The following is a 21,254-nucleotide window of genomic DNA, read 5'->3' as shown; positions in this document are numbered from 1 at the left end:
AAAGGGGTTTGGAGTAAAATCAACCAATGTGTCCTTTCATGTATTTAGTAATGGCTTCGGTTTTATTATTTACATGAAGAACTTTATACATTTTTTTGATGTGTGAACGTACGGTTTCTACCGAAATAAATAACTCTTCTGAAATGGCCTGATAGCTTTTGCCATCAACCAGTTTTTGTAAAATTTCCTTTTGTCTGTCTGAAAGAATCGTGGCTTTGCTCACTCTTCCTCCCATCAGGTGGTTAATAATCTCACGGGCAATAGAGGGTGACATATATGACCCCCCGTTGACAACAATCCTGATAGCCTCTACGATTTCGGGCAGACTCGCTTTCTTGGATACATACGAACAGGCACCCGAACAAAGTGCTTTCAGAATCGTATCTTCTTCTTCGTAGGTCGACAGAATAATGATACTCATTTCGGGTTTTTTATCAAGTAATACCGGAAGTGCTTCCAGACCCGACATTCCCGGCAGGCCAATATCCAATAATAAAATATCGGTATTTTTTCTGGGATTCACGTCAATATCATACAAAAAAGACTCAACCGAGCCATGTATCATAGTTAATTCAAATTCTTCATGAAAACCAATAAACTTTGATACATTCTCTCTTATAACCTTATTATCTTCTATAATACTGATTCTCGTCTTTTCCATAGGTGTTAAATTTTCCTACAAAAATATTTTTATCTCCATCAAATTCCTATCACCCTGTCGGGTGATAATAGGTAGAAAAAAAGGTGAAATTTCACCTTTCAGGGTTATTTTTTTCTGTATGGGTTTACACCAACTTTGTAAGACCAAAAGCACAGAATACCATGAAAATGCCTAAGATTTTAAAAGACCTCTCACAGGAAAGTATCTGTTATCTCGAATCGTCAGTCAATTATACACTACTCTACATGCGAGACGGTAAAAGCATTGTTTCAGGATACAATATAAAGGTTTTTGAGCAGATTTTCGCTAAAAACGAGTTTATAAAAATCAATCGTTCAAAAATCGTGAATGTTACTTTTATTCAGAAAACATTTACCAGCAACCGAACCTGCACTGTTCATTTAGCCAATGGCGACCGAATTACGATTGCACGCCGCAGGCTAACTACTTTGAAAGAAAGTCACCCCGCTATTTTTTAAAGCCCTCCAATTATTTTCAAAATAAAACGAATTATTTCCCATGAAAAAACAATTTCCCCTTGTCGTTATTTTTTTTGTCATAACTACTTTTTCTGTGTTTGCACAGACAAGTATCACGCTGGAACCTACAAATCATAATCAACTTAAATTGATTGGTAATGGAAATGGAGCAAATTGGCCAAGTCTGACGTTTTTAAGGTCATCAGGAACATCACAAGCACCTGCTGCAGTATTAGCAGATATGTGGTTATTAAGTATTGAGGGGCAGGGCTATACCGGTAATGGATACTCAAATAGTGTCTTAGGAGCCAATACAGCCATGCAGGTTGTTGCTGCTGAAAACTTTACGCCTACAGCTAATGGAACATATATAAGATTCTCTACTACTCCTTTAGGAACAGCTACGCCTGCGGTAGAAAGAATGCGTATTAATCCTGCTGGAAATGTGGGTATCGGAACAACAACTCCCAGAGCCCCCCTGCAATTTGCCAATTCGATTGCGAACAGAAAGATTGTGCTGTATGATGATGCTGATAACGACCATCAGTTTAATGGGCTTGGTATCGGAAATGCCATTTTCAGGTATCAGGTAGCTACTACAGGTGGGAATCACGTTTTTTATGCTGGATCAAGTGCCTCAGCTTCAAACGAATTGATGCGAATAAAGGGTAACGGAAATGTGGGGATCGGAACCGCAGCCCCCAATGCACCATTACAATTTGGAAATGTGACAGGTAACAGAAAGATTGTAATATGGGAGGATTTTAATAACGACCATCAGTTTAATGGTTTTGGGATAAATGATGCTATTATGAGATATCAGGTTGCTCATACAAATGCGAACCACGTTTTTTATGCAGCAGCCAATGGATCAGCCTCAAACGAATTGATGAGGATAAAAGGGAATGGGAATGTAGGAATCGGCACATCTACACCCGATAATAAATTAGATGTGTTAGGTACTATCAGAGCAAATGAGGTAATCATAGAATCGGGCTGGGCAGATTATGTTTTTGATGAAGGGTTTAAACTGAAATCCTTGAACGAAGTTGAAAGCTTCATCAAAGAAAACAAGCACTTGCCTGATGTGCCTTCAGCAAAAGAGGTACAGGAGAAAGGCGCGCATGTATCTGATTTAATGACCAAAATGATGCAGAAAATAGAAGAACTGACCCTATATAGTATTGCGCAACAAAAGAGAATAGAGGCTTTAGAAAAACGCTTGAATGAGAAATAATTGTTCACATTAACCCATTTAAGCAATGAAAAAGAGACTTATATTCAGTATAATAGCGGTATTTTGGCTGTTTTTTCAAGCAGAATACACATTTGCACAAGGCTTTTTCTGTAATGTGGGGCAGGAAACCCCGCAAGGTATCAATGCCAAAAATTTAAGACCTAACGGCTTGAATAATCCTTCTGCATTTATAGGTACAAATCTTGCCAGAGGAACACAATTAAGGGTATTACGTTTGGCGGTTTCTGTGGCCGGAGAGTACACACAATCAGTAACTGGTGCAAACGATACCGAGAAAAAGGCTGAGGTAATACGACAAATGAAAGAATGGCTGAAAGAGATTAACAATACCTATGGCCGTGAGTATTGTGTGCGTTTTGAGTTGATACCTGATAACCTTTTGCTTCAGATTATCTATACCGATGGAGCTACTGACCCTTGGCCCAATATGTCGGGCGCAGGTTGTGATGGTGCAGGGTTGATTCATAATATTCAACCTACGGTCATTGATAATGCGATTGGTGCCGGAAATTATGATTTCAGCGAAGTAATTATCGGGACACACTATAATGGTGGATGTGCAGTTACAGGTGGCGGACTATCCTATAAACAAGGGTATTCAGCAGGGTTCAATTTAAGTATTACAAGACACGAAATAGGGCATCAGTTTCATCAGTCTCATATCATTAATAACGGTAATCAGACCAACTATGAGCCAGAAAATGCAGGTCGGTCCATACATGGCGGAAATACTGACCCCTACGCCCATTCGTTTACCTATCATCAATTAGCAAATACTGTTGCTAATACTTTTCCTAATGTGGGTACAGATGTGCCAACCGGTAACACCGTGCCGACTGTGAATGCTGGGGTAGACCGGGCAATACCTGTACTTACACCGTTTACACTTACTGGCACGGCAACTGACCCTGACCCTAATAATACTTTGACTTATGTCTGGGATCAGTTAGATGGGGGTGTGATGCGAACACTCCCGACTACCAATGATACTGAGGGAGCATTATTTTCAAGATTAACTCCTACCCGGAATAATTCAAGAACATACCCGAAACTGAGCAGTATTTTAGCTAATAATTTTGCCAATGCCGAAGAAGACCTGCCTTTTGCCGCCCGTGATATGAACTTCAGACTTACAGTCAACGACAATAACCAGTTCAATTATAATGGGACAATGGTTAATGCCAGCGGTACACATTCTGATGATATTAAAATAACAGTTGTAAATAATGGAGGCGCTTTTCAGGTAACAAGCCAGAGCACAGCAGTAACTCACCAGGGTGGCGGGGGAATCACCATCACATGGAATATATGTGGCACCGATCTTGCTCCGATAAATGTAGCTAATGTAAAAATTCTCCTTTCTTCTGATGGAGGGCTTACTTTTCCGATGGTATTGAACAATAGTACACCCAATGATGGCACACAGACCGTTACATTACCCAATATTTCTACCACTCAGGCTAGAGTGAAAGTGGAAGCCATTGATAATATATTCTTTTCTATTAATAAACAGAATTTTACTATCAATCAAAGCGGACCGGGAATCGCGGTTACGCTTACCTCAAATAGCACATTGGTGAGTGAGAACGGACAAACCGATACTTATACAGTAAATTTACGTACAGCTCCGAATTTTGGTAGTGTTACTGTTAATATCAGTGCCAATGCACAAACTGAAATTAGTCTGAACGGGGTTAATTTCGCAGCAAGTCAGGCAGTTATTTTATCTAATACAATACCTGTAACAATCACGGTAAGAGGAAAATACGACGATATTCCCGAAGGCAATCATACCGGTTTGATTCAACATACGGTAGGTAATGCCAGTGACCAGATTAATTATCCTTTAGGTATGGCGGGACCTGCTATTACCGTAAATGTTGCAGATGCACAGATTCCACCTATCATCGGCGTTGATTTTGATACACCTGCCTCAACGAATATTCCAATGAACTGGGCTAAAATCTCAGACCTTAGAAATGCGTCACTTTCTAACCTCCTTTATGATGATGGTACACCTACTTCAATCGGATTGACAACCTCAGCACCTTTGTGTGGAATAGGAAATTGTGCTTTCGATGCAGCTATTTCTTCTTTACCTGAGCATGCACAATCACTGAGTGGATTGAATGGCATAGCCTATGTAAGAAATAGTGTTACTTTTACCTGGAATGGCCTGCAGGCAAATGCTACTTATCGTGTATTTATTTTTGGCAGAGGACTATTTGGCCCTATGGATCAAACTGTTACGATCAGTGGTAGTGGCACACCTGTTGTATTCACTCAGAAAGGCGAGCCACTGGTGATTAATGATTTCTTATATACACAATCCGGTTCGCCCAATGATTTCTTGATTAATTATGGAAGACTCATAACTGCCTCTGCAACCGGTATTATTACTATTAGTGTTTCCTCAAACTTAGGCAGTGGCGAAATGTCGTTTATGGGAATAGGTATTCAGAAAGCGGGATGTCCTCAGAATCTTGCCATCCATACCAGCCCTATCCCTTCCAATACCTATCAGGCATCTAATCTTATCCAGTCAACTGCTATGGTAGAGAGTGGCTCAAATGTTACTTTTACGGCAGGTACGAAAATTCAGTTAACAGGCAATTTCAGGGTAAAAAGCGGGGCTAATTTCAGAGGGAAGATTGGAGCTTGCTTATAGTTTTCAACAAGAAATGAGGTGAAAAACTTCACCTCATTTCTTGTTGTATCAATATCTTTTCGATAGTCTATCTTTAAAACTCATTCAGAACAATTACACTTGATTCTATTGAATTGCTGATATTCCCGGCTCTATCTTTAATGGTTACTTCAAACTTAATTGAATCTTTGGGCAAAACAAAAGGATGAGGAAAATCGACAGAGTAATCAAGCGTTCCTTCTATCGGGCCGAGTTTACCATCACTTTTCAAACGAGGAAAAAAGCCTGAGTAAGGCAGTGGTGGAATATACTCCTGAAATGCACCATTTTTCTTACGGAACAAACGAATAATGTAATTATAATCATTCTTTGTCTGAGCAGCTGCTTTTTCCTGCTCGTTAAGACCTAAATCTCCATCACCGTCCTGAAACTTAACGGTTAGAATAACAGAGTCTTTTTTAGTGCCTGAAAACTGGTCTAACCTGATTTCTTTACGCAGGTCTTTAAACTCAATATAGGGTTTAACATCAAAAGATACCTCTTTATAACAGCCAGTTACCAAAGCTACAACACTAAAAACAACCAATACTGAAACCTTTTTCATTTCTTATCTGTAATTTTATAAGCAATTTACTATAAAAAAGATAGCTTAGGATTTGAAACGCTAAATTTTTGTTTCTGCCTGATACACTATCAATTAATCTTTACATGGGTATTCGTGACGAACTAAAATCGGCAGTTTTACAAATTAATGAGCATTCTCAAAATCCACATACTTTTGAAGAATTGGCTTTAGAGGTTTTTCGTTTTCAGGCATCTGCCAATCCTGTCTATAAAGCGTATTTAGGCTTTTTAAGAATTAATCCTCAAAAAATTAATCGGATAGACAAAATCCCTTTTTTACCCATTCAATTTTTCAAGTATCACAAAGTTATTACCGACCATGCACCTACGCAAATGGTTTTTGAAAGCAGTGGTACTACTCAGCAAAATACCAGCAAGCACTATGTGAGCGATTTGCCATTTTATGAGCATATCAGTCAGAAGATTTTTGAGCAGTTTTATGGCCCTGTTACCGACTATCATATACTGGCATTACTCCCTTCGTATCTTGAACGAAATAATTCGTCGTTGGTGTATATGGTGCAGAGTTTTATTTATCGCACTTACTCCCGCGAATCAGGATTCTACCTTAACAATACCACAGAACTGATTCAGAAATTACAGCAACTATCAGACAACTCTCAAACGCATCGAAAAGTTTTGCTGATAGGTGTAACTTTTGCCTTACTTGATTTGGTTGAAAACGAACATGAACTGGATTTCCTGAAAAATAGCAAAGATAACCTGATAGTCATGGAAACAGGCGGAATGAAAGGACGACGTAAAGAATTATTGAGAGAAGAAGTGCATGAGATACTCACAAGCCGTTTGCCTATACAAAAAGTACATTCAGAATATGGTATGACAGAATTGCTTTCACAGGGGTATTCTAAAGGCGGTGGGGTTTTTGAATTGCCCAATACCATGAAAATTTTGTTGCGGGAAATAAACGACCCTTTTAAAATTATTTCTTCACAGTACCTGCCTGATGCAGCTAAAGAAATGACCATTCGTGGAGGTATCAATGTAATAGACCTGGCAAATATAGATTCATGCAGTTTTATCGAAACACAGGATTTAGGCGCTTATCAGGTCAATAGTCAGCAATTCAGTGTTATCGGGCGTTTTGATAATTCAGATATAAGAGGGTGTAATTTATTGGTGCTCTAAGCCTGCAAATACCTGTTCAGGGTTCTTAATACGGGAGGTAAATAGCTTGTGCCGAAGATATTGACATGCACCATAAGCGGATAAATATTATAAATAGATATGCGCTCGTCAAAACGGGGTTGCAACGGGAAACTCTCGTGGTATGCCTCATAAAAACGATTATCAAAGCCGCCAAAAAGCGAAGTAAACGCCATTTCCATTTCCCGGTTGCCATAATATACCGCCGGATCAACAAGGCAAGGATTACCCTTGTCGTCAGTAATGATATTACCCGACCACAAATCTCCATGCAGTAGTGCCGGCTTTTCATCAGGCAATAAATCAGGTAAGACTTTATAGAATTGCTGAAATTTATTGTATAAATCTTTACTGATTAAGTCGTTATAATACGCCAGACCAGCCTGAACATTGAGCCTTTTTTCGATAAAGAAACTCAACCAGTCGGTATAGGGTTCATTATTTTGCTGCAAAGAACCAATATAGTTATTAAAATGCAGGCCAAACGAATCGCTGCTTTGTCGGTGAAGAGAAGCCAGGTTTTGCCCCAATATTTCCCAATAATCAAAATTGGGTTTTGAATATTCAATATTTTCTAAAATCAGGTAATCCTGTCCGTCTCTTCTTCCCCAGTTAATTACTTCAGGTATCCTTATCACATTTGTACCACGCAGTAAATTCAATCCTTTGGCTTCTGTTTCAAACATATCTTCATGGTTGCGGGTATTGTATTTAATAAAATACTTTCCTTCATTGGTATGCACCTGTACAGTTATGTTAATGTTACCACCCTGAAGCAAACGATATTCCGTTACCTGAACGTCTCGTCCTAAGGTCTCAAAAAAGACACCCTCAAAGAATTGAAATTGATCTTCTGCCGTTTGCATAAACCTTACCCTCAAATAAAATTTGTATGCGTATATAAAACGGTCTGCGAGTATATTGTGTTTAAACAGACACTTGTTTCAATACGATTAGCAAAATAAAAACTTTCTCAGTAAATTTTCCGAACTTTGCTTAGAAATTAAGCGCAGGCCAGATTAAATACAAAGCTTTATAAGAAGTATTAACGCAAGTACAACGAATTTTATTCTCAGATTATAATATTCCTGGTAATACATGAAAAGAAATTTAGCTATTTTAGGTTCAACGGGGTCGATAGGTACACAGGCATTGGAGGTAGTAGCGGCAAATCCGGATATTTTTGAAGTAGAAGTACTCACAGCCCAGAATAATGCCGATTTATTGATTGAACAAGCGGCAAAATTTCAGCCTAATGTAGTAGTTATTTCAAATGAAGCTTTATACGATAAGGTTTTTTCTGCCCTTGACCCTCTGGATATTAAAGTCTATACCGGAGAGAAATCGCTCTCGTCAGTAGTTCAGATGGAGTCGATAAATATGGTGTTGACGGCTTTGGTAGGCTATGCTGGATTGATTCCGACTGTGGCAGCAATTAAAGCAGGTAAACATATTGCTTTAGCCAATAAAGAAACACTGGTAGTAGCCGGAGAATTGGTAACCGATTTAGCCCAAAAAAACAGGGTAGATATTCTTCCGGTAGATTCAGAACATTCAGCTATTTTTCAATGTCTGGTAGGGGAGTTTCATAATCCTATTGAGAAAATAATTCTTACGGCTTCTGGAGGACCATTTTTGGGAAGAGACCGGGATTTTCTGAAAAGCGTAACCAAATTGCAGGCACTGAAACACCCTAATTGGAGCATGGGTGCTAAAATTACAATAGATTCAGCTTCTCTGATGAACAAAGGATTAGAAGTGATAGAAGCTAAGTGGCTATTCGGATTAACACCTGACCAGATAGAAGTAGTTGTGCATCCGCAAAGTATTATTCACTCAATGGTGCAGTTTGAAGATGGCAGCATAAAGGCACAGATGGGGTTGCCCGATATGCGTGTGCCTATTCAGTTTGCTTTGAGCTACCCTGCCCGTTTGAAATCTGATTTCCCAAGATTCGATTTCAGTAAATATCCTTCATTAACATTTCAGAGGCCAGATATACAGACCTTCAGAAACTTAGGTTTTGCTTTTGAGGCGCTCAGTCAGGGCGGCAATATGGCTTGTATCGTCAATGCTGCCAACGAAATAGCCGTTGCCTCTTTTCTGCGTGATGAAATTGGCTTCCTTGAAATGTCTGATCTGATAGAAGACTGTATGCATCGGGTAAGTTTTGTGAAGACACCAACATTAGAAGACTATATCAGAACCGATGAAGAGGCACGTCGTATAGCAATGGAGTTTTCTTTTTGAACAGGTTCTTTGAAAAGGCACTACCATTCGATGATAATTTACCACCATTCCTTGAGAAATTTACACCATTCTTTCCTAAATTTTTGGTTTCCAGACAAGGAATATTTTAATTCGGTGAATGATATAAATGCTTATTAAATCATTCATTATGAATGCCATCATTATAGAAGACGAAAAATTAGTTGCCCGTGAATTAACCTATAAAATAGCCGAGATTGATGCCGAAGTTAAGATTTTAGAGGTACTTCCGAGCGTGAAAACTGCATTGAGATGGTTAGGCGAAAATGCCGAACCTGATTTGGTTTTTGCAGATATTCAGTTGGCTGATGGTGTTAGTTTCGAAATTTTTGACCGTTTTCAGCTCAATTGTCCTATTATATTTACTACTTCTTATAACGAATACGCTATTCGTGCCTTCAAAGTAAATGGCATTGATTACTTGTTAAAACCTGTTGAGCCTGACGAATTGGCAAAGGCCATTAACAAGGCAAAAGAACTCAATAAAACAAAGGCTAAATCTCCGATTGACCTGAACCGACTGGTGGAAATGCTACAGGTGGGCAATGTAAACAAACCTATTTATAAAGAACATTTTTTAGCTAATCATCGTACTTCGTGGATTCCGGTAAAAGTGAATGATATTGCTTTTTTTTATTATGAAGCAATTATTTACCTCGTTACCAAAACCAACGAGAAATATACGCTTGACATGAGTTCGATGGACGAACTGGAAGAGTTATTAGACCCTGTAAAATTTTATCGTCTCAACCGTCAGTATATCGTCTGTATTGATATGATTCAGAGTGTAAAGAGTATCGAAAACTCAAAACTGATTGTGAAACTCAAAAATCCTCACCAGACTACAGAAATTGATATTAGCCGCCACAAAGCCCCGACTTTCAAAAAATGGCTGGAAAAATAACAAAGTACCTGTTAAAAAAAAGTAGCTATCTACTGCTACTCTGCCTTGGTTATTACCCTATACTGAAAGCACAGGAAAAGGTAAATTTTGAGTTTTCTTTTCTGACCGAAAGAGAAGGGCTCTCAAATAATCGTATTCTATGTATGCTAAAAGATAGCGATGGGTTTTTGTGGATAGGCACAATAGATGGGCTTAATCGATATGATGGCAGCCATTTTGTTGTCTTTAAGACAAACCATAAAGATACAACTACTTTAGCGAATAATGCTGTACATGCTTTATGTGAAGACAAAGACGGTAATATATGGGCAGCAACAGAGGACGGAATATCTTATTATAGTAAGAAAACGAATAAATTTCAGAATTTTAAGAAACTGAATGGACAAAAATTTGCTCGTTGTTCACAAATTATTTGCGATAAAAATGGCGATATATGGTTTGTGAGTGGAGATGGGCTATTTCACCTTTCAAAAAAAACAAGAAAAATAAGAAGCCTCTTTCAGAATCCTGCCAATATCAATTCTATCTCGAGTAATGACATATTTTCATTAAAGGAGTATGCTTCTGAAAACAGTATCTGGATAGCTACGGCTACAGGGGTAAATTATGTAGATATTAATAGTGAGCAATTTTATAACGCTACCAACAACCCGGCAAAATATCCATTTCTCAATAATCACGAGATTAATATACTTACCATAAATGATGATAAATTAATTTTTGCCGATTATACGCAATCGAAAATAATAGTAGCAGGCTTGCGAGATAAAAAATAATAGATGAGTATAATTTTATTGGCAAGAGAAAAGTCGTAGTTGCCTCTATATCTGTTGATAAAGACCATAATTATTGGGTCAGTTTTCAGGACAACACTTTGTTTGTCATAGATACCCAAAAAAAAGTAATAAAAGAAGTTGATTATAATCCTGCCAGAAAAAGAGAGTTCTCAAATGTTTTATTTAATAATTTATGTCAAAATACTGACGGCATGATGCTATTTGGAACTTCGCAGGGGCTTTGTTATCTTGAGCCAGATAACCTCTTGTATAAAATATATAACCTGACAGATATTGTAAATGCTAAAATAGCCAACGAAAGTATAAATGCTTTTGCCGAATCGACAGATAAAACCTGGTGGTTAGGTACATGGACCCGAAGACTTATTCATTATGACCCAAGCAACGGAGCCTATCAAACCTTTCAGTTACCGCCCGATTACAGCACAAATCATAAGTATATTCATGCCATTTGCGACACAAAAAAGACCGTGTATATAGCTACCTATACAGGTATATTTTTGCTCAATAAGCAAACCAGCAGGCTATCAGAATTGGTTGTGCCCGACAAAATAAATTTTGATTCGGTGTATATTGTGAGTATTCTTTTAGACAACAATACTTTGTGGGTAAGAACCAATGTTGCTATGGTATTTGCTTATCATATTCCCTCACGAAAATGGGAGGAGTTTTTCCTGCCAAGCTATTTGCCCAGCAACTTTTATACTACCCGTATGTTTTTAGGTCTTGATAACCACGGAATTGTTTGGGCCAATTTATATCCGAAGGGTTTAGCAAAATTCTCCAAGAGAGAAAAACGGTTTATTCAACAAAAAACGCCTGTAAACGAAGAGTTTGAAAAATGGATGTTTCAGTTCAGTGCCGACTCTACTAATAGTTTCTGGTATCCGACTATGGGTTATGGTCTGATAAAATATGATACAGAGAAAGGCACTATACAAAACTGGCGAGAAAGCGATGGACTGGTATTTGACCATTGCATGGCCGCTTGCCCCGATAAATTTGGCAATATCTGGGTAGGGTCATATCATAAATTTTCGATATTCAATCCTTCCAAAAACTATTTTCAGAATTTTCGTGTCCCCTACAACGAAGAGAGTACTTCTTATAGAAATTATATGTTTCCGTTGAGGAATCAACATATTTTGGCGATACAGAAAAATATTCTGATAGAATTTATACCAGAGAATATCTCAAATAATGCCAGTAATAAAAATACCTTACTTATTGGTAGTATTCAGTTAGCAGATACTACTTTTTTAGTAAGCAGTCAGTTAAAAAATATACATCTCGGGGTAGATGGTAATAATTTCAGCATTAATTATGCTGTTTTCTCGCCTACACAAGAACAGTACAGGTATTACTATCAATTAGAGGGTTTCGATGATAAATGGATTGACGCAGGCTCAAAAACAGTAGCCAATTACACAAAAATACCCGGAGGCAATTATACTTTCAGAGTAAAAGCGATAGTAGGCAACAAAGAAATTGTAAGCCATGATTTCCCGATTCATGTGGCTACACATTTCTATAAGACTTTATGGTTTTTGGGCATAATATTGCTGATAATAGCCACTATTGTTTACCTGGTTTACAGATACAGAGTTAAACAATCAAATGAGGTGCATCGCCTGCAGGCACAAACCTCAAGACTTGAAAAAGACAAAACCGAGATTCAATATCAGAATCTTATCAATCATCTCAATCCGCATTTTCTGTTCAATAGCCTTACATCGCTGAATAGCCTGATTCTGACTGAGCCTAAACAAGCCTCCAGGTTTTTACAAAAACTCTCATTAATTTACCGTTATATACTACAGAATAAAGAAAAAGAATCGGTTACGCTTGAGCATGAGATTAATTTTGTGAAAAACTATATCGCTCTCCAGCAATCACGCTTCGAAGAAGGGTTGAGTATTAGTATTGATATTCCGAAAGAGTATATGAGTAGTGGTATTGTACCTGTTACGCTACAGAATCTCTTTGAGAATGCCATTAAGCATAATACCATTGAAGACGAAAAGCCGCTGGTTATTTCTGTATATATTGAAGACGAATACCTGATAGTAGAAAACAATATTCAGCGAAAAGCCTACGTTGAAACCTCTAATAAACAAGGGCTCGAAAGTCTGAAAAAACTCTATTATTATTTAACTTCCGAACCCTTTCAAATTATAGAAACCCATCAATTATTTAAGGTAAAGGTGCCTTTGCTTTAGTTTACTTATCAGGCAGGTACTTCCTGACTCATTTCTTTCATAGCTCCCGAAAGAAGCGTATAACAGGCCACCCATGCCTCCTTTGTATCCTCTGTCCAGTTTTTACCTAAGCCTTGCTCTAACGTCCATAAAAGAGCTTCACCTACTTTTTCATACTGATATTCCTGCACACCATATTTCACATGGCGCTGAGAGAGTCTGGCTACATCTTCAAGAATGGTATCGAGCTTATCTAATCTGCCGATAACATAAGAAAGCATAGATAATAACTTACGTGATTGTTCACTTATATCGGCATTTCTGAACATAGCCTTTACTTCAGGTGCTATTTCAAATAAACGGTTATAAAAAAGACTGCCAACGGTTTCAGCAGGAATTTTAGCAACTAAGCTAAAACTTTCTTTGACGAGTAAAATCTGATTTGTTTTCATGTATGTATGAGTGTTATGTAATAAATATAATTTTTATGCTTGATGCACGGGCTAACAGGTTTACTGATGAACTGATTTTCATGGCTTTTGTATCACCCTGTGTCAAAAGTAGAAAGCCCATTGAAGTCTGACAAAAATTTCAGATTGAGTGGTCTTAATTTGAAAATGAAAGGTTTAAAAAAGATTATCATCTGTAAATGAAAGCCCTATCAGCAAACGCTGAACCTGAAATACTGCTGTATTAAACTAATTAAGAAAGAAAGAGAAGAGATAATTTGAGTGCATTGCTATGAGTAGTCTGCCTTTTTTTATAAAACCCGAATAATGATGTTTTTGTAAAGTAATGATAATAATTAGGCATGAAAGCGCATAAAAAACCATTAAAACCCATTTTTCTGCAATCCAATGTCCGTTTTTAGCACTTCAATATTTTATATTTTTTTTGCGGACTACATTCCCCCAACTTTGTAGCGTCAAAAACAGACAAGCAACCGAATAGTCATAGAAAACTAAAAGCATTTATAAAAATGAAAAAGCAATTATTAATCATCGCTATTATTCTTTTCAGTTTGCAAGCGAATGCAGACGACAAAAAGATTGAGTACAGAAGTAGTAATCTGAACATTGCTATGTATGAGTACGAACACGTAAATTCTTTGAAACTGAGTCTGAATATTATGAAAGACAAGGGTCAGAAGGCAAAAGTAAAATTGATGGATGTCAACGGCTCAATTTTGCATGAAGAGGTAATAGGCAGAAAATCAACCGCAGTAAATGTACGCTTTGATTTATCTTCGGCACCAGCAGGTAAGTATTATGTCGAACTAACAAGTGGCGATAGAATCATTACCAGAGAAGTAAATCGTAGTCAACAATCATTAAGTTATTAAGTAGGGTTTTTCTCATGAGTTTAGGGGTTAAAACAAAAGCTCTTCCATATTGGTGGGGCTTTTTTTATACCATTTTATCGCATTTTAGATACCAATAAGCATATGAAAGTATCAGTCATCATTATCACTATTCTCGCCATAGCAAGTATTATTGTTTTCAATACTTTTCGTACACGGGTATCTTCTACCATTAAAAGTATAGTGCATGGTCCATTTACTATCCAGATGGAAAAGTTTTCGACAAGAAACTTTGATATAAACTATGGGATAGTGAATCATGTAAGTATCAAATACTCGGTTCTATATAAGGGTAACTTGGTACAATTCTCAAAAAAACTGCAAAATAATACGGGTTATTCGCACCTATGGCGAGTATATATACTGGCTGATGCTCCAACAACAACTCTTATAGCAGGCAGTCAGAGCCTTTATCTGATCAGAGAAGAAAATAGCCAAGTTACAGTAAAGCCATTAGACGAGCAAGGCTACGATTTTGCGAGCTTACAGTTCTTAGATACCGATAACGGCCAGCCTGAAAAATCATTTAAGGTATTTATGGCTAATGGTGAAGATGACAAATTGGAAAGCCTGAAAGGTGGGGAGTATCTGTTGATAAATCAGCATACTGTATTGCATGTACCTACTTTGAAACAATATGTAATAAATAAAAATAATAACCTGATCGATAATTATAGTTTTCAGAACGATGCCGGAGCCATTGCTTTTTCGCCTGATAAAAAATGGCTCGCATTTATAGGAGAATTTGCCTTCTACAATACCAATGAGGAACCTAAATATGAGAACGCCATTGTAGTATATAATTATGAAACTGATAACGGCTATGCAGTTCCATTCAGTAAAATTAATACCCGCCTCAAAAACCAGTTTTATATTAATAGAAGCTGGTTTGAGACCTATTTTGACTGGACACCGCAAAATGATACTTATACGCTTCAACTAAAGAAACTGACAAGACAACCGTACTGGCAGGGGGCTTATGAAGACGATGGCAGTGTTTACGAAATCAATTATGTAAAGCCTGAAATTCAAAAAACACTAATTGAATTTATACTAAAACGCTATGAATTGTCAGAAAAGGCCATATTGCCAGGAAGTGAGTATAGTACTGATGAACTCAATGTAATGGTAAAAGGATTAAAACTGGCTGTTTGGTATAGAAAAGAAGAGAGGCAATTAGTATTCATGAAAAACGTGTACGAGGCCGACTCTGAAGCATATACAAAAATAATTCATGAAATTGGCGATGCTTTTAATAAAGCCTTAAATGAAGGTAAGTATCAAAATCACTTTATTGAAGACTAATAAATCATTTATAAGAAAATTTCAAGAAAAGATAAAAACTATGAAAACTAAAATTGCCATTTTATTTCTATCTATCACGTTAAAGGCGTGTATGACTAACGAAAAATCTGAGGCTACAACGAAAGTTGCATTACAAAAAGAATCGCCTGAAATAGCAAAGCATTTAGTAAAAATCACTTATCCCGAAGATGAGTTATCACAAAAGAACTTTGTCTATGATGCCTCAGGCAATCTGATAAAGTTTAACAGTATTTCAGATACAGCCTTTTATACTTACAGCAAAGACCATATTCACAGAAAATGGATAGATGCCAAAGGCGCTACAATTTCAGAACAGGATTTTTCTTTAGACAAACAAGGAAGAATCATTGCTTCTACCTTTACAGAGACTGCTATCGGCAAAATTTATGAAAGTTCTTATGCGTATAATGCTGAAGGTTTCCTGACAAAAGTAATTACTAAAAACTTTACTACTAATAAGGATAATATCATTGAGCATAGCTATCATGACGGAAATCTGGTGCGTACCAGGTATCTTACTAATGATAAACTTGATATGGAACTGTCTTATGAGTACGATAGTATGAATGAAAATAAAGTGGCTTTGAATATTTCAAGTGTCGATGAGTATTTTACTGATTATAGAATGGGTAAATTAAGTAAAAATGTAATGAAACAATCAGTATGCAAAACTCCTGAAGGCGATACATTGAGCTACCTGAAGTATAAGAATGAATTTGATAAAGAAGGGTATCTGGTAAAAACTACCGAGCAGGATATCATGAATGAGATAAGTGTTGAGAAGTTGTATCATTACAAAAACTAAAACATCATTATGAAAACTTTAAGGTATTTCATAGGCCCCGAAATACTCTGGCTTCTGGCTTTTATCTGTGTCAGATATTTGGGTAAATATAATATAAGTATGCAGGGTAGATACAATGACACCATAGAAAACATGGCTTACCTTGTGCCTTTGTTTTTAGTAATCACTTGCATGAGTATATATGGCATAGCCATTGCCCCTAAAGAATTCCTGCTGATACGGATTATCTTTGTCTCTATTATAGGCAGTCATTCTGTGTTCAGTGTCTGTGCCGAATCGCATACAGCAGGTGGGCCAGGCGCAGGTATGATATACTTAGTAGGTATTTGTTTTACTATCGTATGTCTGGTAATAGCCAGTATTGTTAAACTCTTCTTCTTCGTACTCAAATGATTAAAAATAATTTCTATCTTATATTCTTCGGAATCTTCTCTCTGGCAGCTACTATTATGGGTATAGTTGCCTACATTAATTATAAAAAGACGCATAAACTCTTACACGAGGGCATAAAAACCCATGCTGTAGTAGCAGATAGCTATACAGACAGAAAGGGGCATACCCGTTATAAATTGGTGTATATTGATAGCCAGTTGAATAATCATGTCTACTGGCTGGAGAAACAAGCCTGGACAGATGCCTTAAACTATGGCGATAAAGTGCCTGTGTATTATTCGCCAGATAAACCCGAGGAGGCAACAGGGGGGGGTATAGATGCCTGGTTTGTTACTATTCTGCTAAGTGTATTTTTTGTTGTATTCGGGTCGATAGGATATATTGGTCTGACCAAACAACTATTCTCGCTCAATCAGAGGAAAAACCTGCAGGAGATAGGTATAAGCATTCATGCCCATGTTGATGAGGTGTATAAAAATTACAGCGTAAGTGTCAATCATGAGCACCCGTATATTATACGCAGTACCTATAAATCACCGCTTGATAATAAGCTATACATATTCCATAGCGACAATATCTGGTTCAATCCTACGCCTTATCTGAAGGACAATATCGTGGTAAAAGTAAACCCGGATGATTATACCGACTATATAGTAGAAACTGAATTTAAGCCATAAAACCATTCATTTTTGTTTTCCTACCTTTCAGTATGCGTTTTCGAGTGTTCAGTGTCTTAAATTTTATTACCTCCTGATTATCAGTCATTTTTGTATCGTACTAATAACAAAAACAGACATGGAAACTAAAATCAGAAAACCTCACAGAACACACACCAAGCTACTTTTCAGAGCATCTGAAAACATTGTAAGATTAGAAGCAAATATTAATTACACTACCTTTATTCTGAATGGGGGCAAACAAAAAATAATGTCTTACACCCTTAAAAAATATGACTCTATGTTGCCTCATTCTTTTGTGCGTGTAAACAGGTCTTGCATTGTGAATATCAACTTTATAGCTAATCTTAATTTCGACCATAAAACGGTTCTTCTGAAAGACGGCACTGAGATTCTTATCTCACGCAGAAGATTAGAGACTGTTCGCCAGAATATGTTTGCAGTAGCTTAAAAATGACTCATAAAAGGCTATCTCTCACAGTTTTATAGTTTAACTTGAAAAAACTGAGTATCTTTGTGAGAAATTATTAAAGATATGAAACAGCCTTTTTATGTTCTTTACGAAGACAATCACATCATTATTGTCAATAAAGCAGCAGGAGTTTTAGTACAAGGCGATGCTACAGGAGATAAGACTTTATCAGATTACGTAAAAGACTACATCAAAGAAAAATATAATAAGCCGGGCGATGTGTTTTTAGGTACAGTGCATCGGCTTGACCGCCCCGTAAGTGGTATAGTGGTTTTTGCCCGTACTTCAAAAGCACTTGAGCGAATGAATGAACTATTTCGTAGAAGAGATGTGCAGAAAACCTATTGGGCAGTAGTAGGTAAAAAGCCTGAGAAGAAAAGTGGTAAACTAACCCACTGGTTGGTAAAAAACGAAGAGAAAAATACAGTAAAAGCCTTTGATACAGAAGTAAAAGGTTCGCAGAAAGCAGAGTTAAACTACCGCTACCTTGGCGAAATTAACCACTATCATTTACTGGAAGTAAATCCTATTACGGGGCGTCCGCATCAGATTAGGGTGCAATTAGCCACGATGGGTTGCCCTATCAGAGGAGATGTTAAATATGGTTATCCAAGACTTAATCCTGAAGGCAATATCAACCTTCATGCCCGTCGGTTGTATTTTGTTCATCCTGTCAAAAAAGAACCTATTTTATGTAAAGCTCCGCTTCCTGAAAATCCTTTCTGGGAAGAATTTCTGGAGCTTGAAACAGAAGAAATAAAAACAGAAAACCTGGATTTCTTGTATTAACGTAAGTTTAGTAATCGGTCTATTTGGCTTTTTAAGTCCCGTCAGGGACGATATATAGGCGGCCGCCGCGCGGTAGAAAAAATAGCTATAATTATGTCTAAGTCCCGTAGGAACGATATATTGATTTAATATATCGTTCCTACGGGACTTATTGTATCGAGCCCATGTCGTATTGAGAAATCCAGAAGACATTTTAGATTGATTTAACGCTTCATTGACAATATTTTCGTAATTTGTCTGCATCAATCAACCCTTAATTTATTACTAATGAATCGTAGAAACTTTCTTTCAAAGAGTGCTATGGTAGCAGGTGCTTCTGCTTTGCCTATGGGTACTGCTTTGGTAGCAGAAACACAAGAAAATTTACCTAAAACTGCCGCAGCCGATAAATTCAAACTCTTGTATGCTCCCCATTTCGGTATGTTCGAAAACTCTGCCGGAAAAAACCTTACAGACCAGTTAAAGTTTATGGCCGATAACGGGTTTATGGCATTAGAAGATAATGGCATGTTGGGGCGTTCGGTAGAGGAACAAAAAAAGATAGGAGAGACGTTGACCAAACTGAATATGAAAATGGGTGTTTTTGTGATTGATGGTGGCGACAACTGGAAAACATCATTGGCAACCGGAAAAAAAGAGTTTTTAGAGAATTTCCTGAAAACATGCCGCACTTCGGTAGAAGTAGCCAAGCGTGTCAATGCCAGATGGGCGACAGTTGTGCCGGGCTTTTTTGAAAGAAGATTACCCATTGGTATCCAGACAGCCAATGTGATAGACGCATTGCGCCGAGCCTGCGATATATTAGAGCCGCATAACCTTACTATGGTGATGGAGCCATTAAGTGATACACCTGATTTATTCCTACGTAATTCTGACCAGACGTATATGATTTGTAAGGCAGTAAACAGCCCCTCATGTAAGATTTTATTTGACATGTGGCATATGCAACGCAACGAAGGCCGTATCACACAAAATATGGACTGGTGTTGGAGCGAAATCGCTTATTTCCAGATTGGGGATGAGCCAGGGCGTAATGAACCAACCACGGGAGAAGTAAACTACAAAAGCCTGTTCAAACATATCTACGAGAAATCAAAAGCAAACAATCAGGAGTTTATCTTAGGTATGGAACACGGAAATGCCTACAAAGGCATAGAAGGAGAGAAGAAGCTTATTGAGGCTTACAGATGGAGTGATAATTTCTAAAATGCTATCTCATCAGTTTAAATAAAAATTAAGGTATCAGGTCGAAACGTCGAAGCGTTAAAACACTGATACCTTTTTTATTATTGGTGCTAAATGAAAGTCATAAAATAAAAAAGTCTTATCCGAATTACCGAATAAGACCTTTCTACTATACTGAATAAGAATTATTTCTTAGTAGTATCAGCAGTAGCTGTAGTATCAACTGTAACAGTTGTATCAACTGGAGCCATAACTGAAGCAGTTGTATCTACAGTTGTAGAATCAGCTGCAGTTTCAGTTTTAGATGTACAAGCGGCTAAAGAAGCCATACCAGCTACGAATAAGATTGCAAATACTTTTTTCATTTCTTTATTTTTATATTGTTTTTAAAAATTATTTCTTAGTTGTATCAGCAGTAGCTGTAGTATCAACTGTAACAGTTGTATCAACTGGAGCGATAACCGAAGCAGCTGAATCAGCAGCAGCAGTAGAATCAGCAGAACCTTCAGTTTTAGATGTACAAGCGGCCAAAGAAGCCATACCAGCTACGAATAAAATTGCAAATACTTTTTTCATTTCTTGTGATGTTTTTAAGGTTTGAAACGCATTGCAAATTTAAGTTTATTTTAAGATATGACGCAAGCGTTTCTTAAATTTTTTTTAAAATTACCTTAAATATGCCTTAATAGGGCAATATTATCTTGATATTGTGCAATTTTATCGGATATTACGGGTCTTTATTTTATCATAAATGCCCGTACTTCTAAAAGTGAGAAACTTATGACCGAAGTAATTGGCAAGAAAGCTAAAGCCCATACCAACCACGTGAGAGCTTTTTTCACGAACGAAGAGAGAGTACTCAGAAAAATATTTATTAGCTATGTGATCGAAAGTAAGCGAAGAAACACCTACTTGTATCCCCCACGCAACAAGTGCTATAATCAAAAATTTGACAGACTCCCGACGAGTATTGCCCGATTCTTTGGCAGAAAAAGCAAAAACCTTTGCCGGAATAAAACTTACGATAGTAGCGGTTAAATATCCTGCAGAAACGCTGAGATTGAAGGCGGGTTTATCTGCAAAGCCCAGATAGAGAAAAAGAGATTTATAGGGGATTTGTGTGATAAAGTTTGTGCCGGCGCCCAGTATAGCTGTAAGAAAAAAGGAAATAAAACTTCTTATTTCCTTATTCTTTATTTTTTTTAATATTTTTAACAAGATTGTATGATTTATAGATATACTTT

At 37.2% G+C, this 21,254-nt stretch carries 23 protein-coding genes; 16 read left to right on the top strand and 7 right to left on the bottom strand.

The features are described from left to right. Nucleotides 1-19 precede the first annotated feature (19 nt). Complete coding sequence (locus tag EWM59_RS17360; RefSeq protein WP_130022498.1) at nucleotides 20-661, bottom strand: response regulator; 642 nt, start codon at nucleotides 659-661, stop codon at nucleotides 20-22. Nucleotides 662-744: 83 nt separating this feature from the next. Between EWM59_RS17360 and EWM59_RS17355 the strand changes: the two genes are divergently transcribed. The 3 genes from EWM59_RS17355 to EWM59_RS17345 are packed head-to-tail and all read left to right on the top strand — an operon-like array spanning nucleotide 745 to nucleotide 5,066. Then, complete coding sequence (locus EWM59_RS17355) at nucleotides 745-1,140, top strand: LytR/AlgR family response regulator transcription factor (protein WP_130022497.1); 396 nt, start codon at nucleotides 745-747, stop codon at nucleotides 1,138-1,140. 40 nt (nucleotides 1,141-1,180) lie between these two features. After that, nucleotides 1,181-2,377, top strand: coding sequence for a hypothetical protein (locus tag EWM59_RS17350; RefSeq protein WP_130022496.1), 1,197 nt, complete (start codon nucleotides 1,181-1,183; stop codon nucleotides 2,375-2,377). A gap of 25 nt (nucleotides 2,378-2,402) precedes the next feature. Then, nucleotides 2,403-5,066, top strand: a complete 2,664-nt coding sequence (locus EWM59_RS17345; RefSeq protein ID WP_130022495.1) for a 3-coathanger stack domain-containing protein — start codon at nucleotides 2,403-2,405, stop codon at nucleotides 5,064-5,066. 73 nt (nucleotides 5,067-5,139) lie between these two features. Here EWM59_RS17345 and EWM59_RS17340 read toward each other — a convergent pair whose 3' ends face one another. Beyond that, nucleotides 5,140-5,649, bottom strand: a complete 510-nt coding sequence (locus EWM59_RS17340) for a hypothetical protein (protein ID WP_130022494.1) — start codon at nucleotides 5,647-5,649, stop codon at nucleotides 5,140-5,142. 104 nt (nucleotides 5,650-5,753) lie between these two features. Here EWM59_RS17340 and EWM59_RS17335 point away from each other — a divergent pair, with 104 nt between their 5' ends. Beyond that, the gene (locus tag EWM59_RS17335; protein WP_130022493.1) at nucleotides 5,754-6,818 is read left to right on the top strand and encodes a LuxE/PaaK family acyltransferase; all 1,065 of its coding nucleotides are present in this window, start codon (nucleotides 5,754-5,756) and stop codon (nucleotides 6,816-6,818) included. Here EWM59_RS17335 and EWM59_RS17330 read toward each other — a convergent pair. Beyond that, nucleotides 6,815-7,702 (bottom strand): fructosamine kinase family protein, encoded by an 888-nt coding sequence (locus EWM59_RS17330; protein WP_130022492.1) that lies wholly within the window; start codon nucleotides 7,700-7,702, stop codon nucleotides 6,815-6,817. The genes EWM59_RS17335 and EWM59_RS17330 overlap by 4 nt on opposite strands. A gap of 232 nt (nucleotides 7,703-7,934) precedes the next feature. Between EWM59_RS17330 and EWM59_RS17325 the strand changes: the two genes are divergently transcribed. The 4 genes from EWM59_RS17325 to EWM59_RS17310 all read left to right on the top strand — a co-directional run bounded on the left by EWM59_RS17325 (nucleotide 7,935) and on the right by EWM59_RS17310 (nucleotide 13,024). Next, nucleotides 7,935-9,086 carry a 1-deoxy-D-xylulose-5-phosphate reductoisomerase gene (locus EWM59_RS17325; protein WP_130022491.1) on the top strand — a complete coding sequence of 384 codons (1,152 nt, stop codon included), beginning with the start codon at nucleotides 7,935-7,937 and terminating at the stop codon, nucleotides 9,084-9,086. A 148-nt stretch (nucleotides 9,087-9,234) separates the two neighbouring features. Then, nucleotides 9,235-10,008: a LytR/AlgR family response regulator transcription factor gene (locus tag EWM59_RS17320; protein ID WP_130022490.1), complete on the top strand. Its 774-nt coding sequence runs from the start codon at nucleotides 9,235-9,237 to the stop codon at nucleotides 10,006-10,008. Beyond that, complete coding sequence (locus EWM59_RS17315) at nucleotides 9,993-10,784, top strand: ligand-binding sensor domain-containing protein (protein ID WP_130022489.1); 792 nt, start codon at nucleotides 9,993-9,995, stop codon at nucleotides 10,782-10,784. Before EWM59_RS17320 ends, EWM59_RS17315 begins: the two co-directional genes overlap by 16 nt. A gap of 98 nt (nucleotides 10,785-10,882) precedes the next feature. Continuing rightward, entirely contained in the window at nucleotides 10,883-13,024 is a 2,142-nt protein-coding gene (locus tag EWM59_RS17310) for a sensor histidine kinase (RefSeq protein ID WP_130022488.1), read from the top strand. An 8-nt stretch (nucleotides 13,025-13,032) separates the two neighbouring features. Here EWM59_RS17310 and EWM59_RS17305 read toward each other — a convergent pair whose 3' ends face one another. Then, entirely contained in the window at nucleotides 13,033-13,455 is a 423-nt protein-coding gene (locus EWM59_RS17305) for a globin family protein (RefSeq protein ID WP_130022487.1), read from the bottom strand. Between the two features lie 527 nt (nucleotides 13,456-13,982). Here EWM59_RS17305 and EWM59_RS17300 point away from each other — a divergent pair. The 8 genes from EWM59_RS17300 (at nucleotide 13,983) to EWM59_RS17265 (ending at nucleotide 20,031) form a co-directional block, all read left to right on the top strand. Then, nucleotides 13,983-14,345: a T9SS type A sorting domain-containing protein gene (locus EWM59_RS17300; protein WP_130022486.1), complete on the top strand. Its 363-nt coding sequence runs from the start codon at nucleotides 13,983-13,985 to the stop codon at nucleotides 14,343-14,345. Nucleotides 14,346-14,447: 102 nt separating this feature from the next. Continuing rightward, nucleotides 14,448-15,668, top strand: coding sequence for a hypothetical protein (locus EWM59_RS17295; RefSeq protein WP_130022485.1), 1,221 nt, complete (start codon nucleotides 14,448-14,450; stop codon nucleotides 15,666-15,668). Between the two features lie 40 nt (nucleotides 15,669-15,708). Then, nucleotides 15,709-16,494, top strand: a complete 786-nt coding sequence (locus tag EWM59_RS17290; RefSeq protein WP_165372205.1) for a DUF4595 domain-containing protein — start codon at nucleotides 15,709-15,711, stop codon at nucleotides 16,492-16,494. 9 nt (nucleotides 16,495-16,503) lie between these two features. Further along, the gene (locus EWM59_RS17285; RefSeq protein ID WP_130022483.1) at nucleotides 16,504-16,887 is read left to right on the top strand and encodes a hypothetical protein; all 384 of its coding nucleotides are present in this window, start codon (nucleotides 16,504-16,506) and stop codon (nucleotides 16,885-16,887) included. Beyond that, nucleotides 16,884-17,564 carry a DUF3592 domain-containing protein gene (locus EWM59_RS17280; RefSeq protein WP_130022482.1) on the top strand — a complete coding sequence of 227 codons (681 nt, stop codon included), beginning with the start codon at nucleotides 16,884-16,886 and terminating at the stop codon, nucleotides 17,562-17,564. Before EWM59_RS17285 ends, EWM59_RS17280 begins: the two co-directional genes overlap by 4 nt. Before the next feature lie 118 nt (nucleotides 17,565-17,682). Continuing rightward, the gene (locus EWM59_RS17275) at nucleotides 17,683-18,015 is read left to right on the top strand and encodes a LytR/AlgR family response regulator transcription factor (protein ID WP_130022481.1); all 333 of its coding nucleotides are present in this window, start codon (nucleotides 17,683-17,685) and stop codon (nucleotides 18,013-18,015) included. A gap of 84 nt (nucleotides 18,016-18,099) precedes the next feature. Then, nucleotides 18,100-18,825, top strand: a complete 726-nt coding sequence (locus tag EWM59_RS17270) for an RluA family pseudouridine synthase (RefSeq protein WP_130022480.1) — start codon at nucleotides 18,100-18,102, stop codon at nucleotides 18,823-18,825. 267 nt (nucleotides 18,826-19,092) lie between these two features. Next, entirely contained in the window at nucleotides 19,093-20,031 is a 939-nt protein-coding gene (locus tag EWM59_RS17265; protein ID WP_130022479.1) for a hydroxypyruvate isomerase family protein, read from the top strand. Between the two features lie 164 nt (nucleotides 20,032-20,195). Here the strand turns inward: EWM59_RS17265 and EWM59_RS17260 are convergent, their stop codons facing one another. From EWM59_RS17260 to EWM59_RS17250, 3 genes are all read right to left on the bottom strand, one after another. After that, nucleotides 20,196-20,375 (bottom strand): hypothetical protein, encoded by a 180-nt coding sequence (locus EWM59_RS17260; RefSeq protein ID WP_130022478.1) that lies wholly within the window; start codon nucleotides 20,373-20,375, stop codon nucleotides 20,196-20,198. 28 nt (nucleotides 20,376-20,403) lie between these two features. Then, complete coding sequence (locus EWM59_RS17255; RefSeq protein WP_130022477.1) at nucleotides 20,404-20,586, bottom strand: hypothetical protein; 183 nt, start codon at nucleotides 20,584-20,586, stop codon at nucleotides 20,404-20,406. Nucleotides 20,587-20,727: 141 nt separating this feature from the next. Continuing rightward, nucleotides 20,728-21,228: a GtrA family protein gene (locus tag EWM59_RS17250; protein WP_310587874.1), complete on the bottom strand. Its 501-nt coding sequence runs from the start codon at nucleotides 21,226-21,228 to the stop codon at nucleotides 20,728-20,730. Between the last annotated feature and the right edge of the window lie 26 nt (nucleotides 21,229-21,254).

The organism is Emticicia agri (genome assembly GCF_004168285.1).
Classification (GTDB): domain Bacteria; phylum Bacteroidota; class Bacteroidia; order Cytophagales; family Spirosomataceae; genus Emticicia; species Emticicia agri.
This window is presented reverse-complemented; position numbering and strand designations above follow the sequence as displayed.

What these genes read in the sequence shown, in the direction of transcription:
- EWM59_RS17360 (WP_130022498.1), bottom strand. Translation starts at nt 661, where the DNA reads ATGGAAAAGACGAGAATCAGTATTATAGAAGATAATAAGGTTATAAGA.
- EWM59_RS17350 (WP_130022496.1), top strand. Translation starts at nt 1,181, where the DNA reads ATGAAAAAACAATTTCCCCTTGTCGTTATTTTTTTTGTCATAACTACT.
- EWM59_RS17345 (WP_130022495.1), top strand. Translation starts at nt 2,403, where the DNA reads ATGAAAAAGAGACTTATATTCAGTATAATAGCGGTATTTTGGCTGTTT.
- EWM59_RS17340 (WP_130022494.1), bottom strand. Translation starts at nt 5,649, where the DNA reads ATGAAAAAGGTTTCAGTATTGGTTGTTTTTAGTGTTGTAGCTTTGGTA.
- EWM59_RS17335 (WP_130022493.1), top strand. Translation starts at nt 5,754, where the DNA reads ATGGGTATTCGTGACGAACTAAAATCGGCAGTTTTACAAATTAATGAG.
- EWM59_RS17330 (WP_130022492.1), bottom strand. Translation starts at nt 7,702, where the DNA reads ATGCAAACGGCAGAAGATCAATTTCAATTCTTTGAGGGTGTCTTTTTT.
- EWM59_RS17325 (WP_130022491.1), top strand. Translation starts at nt 7,935, where the DNA reads ATGAAAAGAAATTTAGCTATTTTAGGTTCAACGGGGTCGATAGGTACA.
- EWM59_RS17320 (WP_130022490.1), top strand. Translation starts at nt 9,235, where the DNA reads ATGAATGCCATCATTATAGAAGACGAAAAATTAGTTGCCCGTGAATTA.
- EWM59_RS17315 (WP_130022489.1), top strand. Translation starts at nt 9,993, where the DNA reads ATGGCTGGAAAAATAACAAAGTACCTGTTAAAAAAAAGTAGCTATCTA.
- EWM59_RS17305 (WP_130022487.1), bottom strand. Translation starts at nt 13,455, where the DNA reads ATGAAAACAAATCAGATTTTACTCGTCAAAGAAAGTTTTAGCTTAGTT.
- EWM59_RS17300 (WP_130022486.1), top strand. Translation starts at nt 13,983, where the DNA reads ATGAAAAAGCAATTATTAATCATCGCTATTATTCTTTTCAGTTTGCAA.
- EWM59_RS17295 (WP_130022485.1), top strand. Translation starts at nt 14,448, where the DNA reads ATGAAAGTATCAGTCATCATTATCACTATTCTCGCCATAGCAAGTATT.
- EWM59_RS17290 (WP_165372205.1), top strand. Translation starts at nt 15,709, where the DNA reads ATGAAAACTAAAATTGCCATTTTATTTCTATCTATCACGTTAAAGGCG.
- EWM59_RS17285 (WP_130022483.1), top strand. Translation starts at nt 16,504, where the DNA reads ATGAAAACTTTAAGGTATTTCATAGGCCCCGAAATACTCTGGCTTCTG.
- EWM59_RS17280 (WP_130022482.1), top strand. Translation starts at nt 16,884, where the DNA reads ATGATTAAAAATAATTTCTATCTTATATTCTTCGGAATCTTCTCTCTG.
- EWM59_RS17275 (WP_130022481.1), top strand. Translation starts at nt 17,683, where the DNA reads ATGGAAACTAAAATCAGAAAACCTCACAGAACACACACCAAGCTACTT.
- EWM59_RS17270 (WP_130022480.1), top strand. Translation starts at nt 18,100, where the DNA reads ATGAAACAGCCTTTTTATGTTCTTTACGAAGACAATCACATCATTATT.
- EWM59_RS17265 (WP_130022479.1), top strand. Translation starts at nt 19,093, where the DNA reads ATGAATCGTAGAAACTTTCTTTCAAAGAGTGCTATGGTAGCAGGTGCT.
- EWM59_RS17260 (WP_130022478.1), bottom strand. Translation starts at nt 20,375, where the DNA reads ATGAAAAAAGTATTTGCAATCTTATTCGTAGCTGGTATGGCTTCTTTA.
- EWM59_RS17255 (WP_130022477.1), bottom strand. Translation starts at nt 20,586, where the DNA reads ATGAAAAAAGTATTTGCAATTTTATTCGTAGCTGGTATGGCTTCTTTG.